Source organism: Gardnerella sp. CCPDSM (assembly GCF_056754715.1).
Genome location: NZ_JBQEQO010000043.1, coordinates 1 through 775, shown reverse-complemented (window position 1 = coordinate 775; position 775 = coordinate 1). Strand labels below are relative to the sequence as shown.

The 775-nt window shown below is 44.9% G+C and carries 1 protein-coding gene; it reads left to right on the top strand.

Translation table 11 applies throughout. The features are described from left to right. Positions 1 to 775, top strand: a 775-nt coding sequence (locus tag ACTJLE_RS06400) for a DNA polymerase (RefSeq protein WP_481267898.1), incomplete at both ends; no start/stop codon positions are given.

The window sequence follows — 775 nt, the reverse complement described above, 5'->3', positions numbered from 1 at the left end:
GCCAGACTTTTTATGGCAGGAGTTTTATCTCGACCAAACTATAAACGACCGTGGGATAGGAATAGATCCTCTTTTCGTTGAGTCAGCCATAAAACTCGACTTAGAGGTGAAAACGCATCTCATGAGTGAGCTTAAGCATATTACGGGTTTAGAAAACCCGAACTCAGTGTTACAAATGCGCTCTTGGCTTAAAAAGCATGGTCTTGAAATGGAGTCGCTTGGTAAAAAAGAAGTCGCTAAAGAACTTAAAACAGTGGGTAAAGAGTTGGCGGAAGTTTTACAGCTTCGACAGCAGCTTGCCAAATCATCGGTGAAAAAGTATACGGCGATGAAAAACGCTGCCTGCATGGATGACCGGGAGCGTGGCATGTTTCGCTTCTATGGTGCAAACCGAACAGGAAGATTCGCAGGAAGGCTCGTGCAATTACAAAACCTACCACAAAACCATCTGCCTGATCTAGCTGAGGCTAGAAGTCTTGTTAAACAAGGAAACGTTGAAGCGTTGGAAATGCTTTATGAGGATATTCCGGATACCTTATCCCAGCTTATCCGCACCTCTTTTATCCCACGCACGGGATTTAAGTTTATTGTCGCAGACTTTTCAGCAATCGAAGCGAGAGTCCTTGCCTGGCTTGCAGGTGAAAAATGGCGTATGCGAGTATTCGAGGAAGGCAAAGACATTTACTGCTCGTCAGCATCTCAAATGTTTAGCGTACCTGTTGAAAAACACGGAGTAAACGGGCATTTGCGGCAGAAAGGTAAGATAGCGGAACTC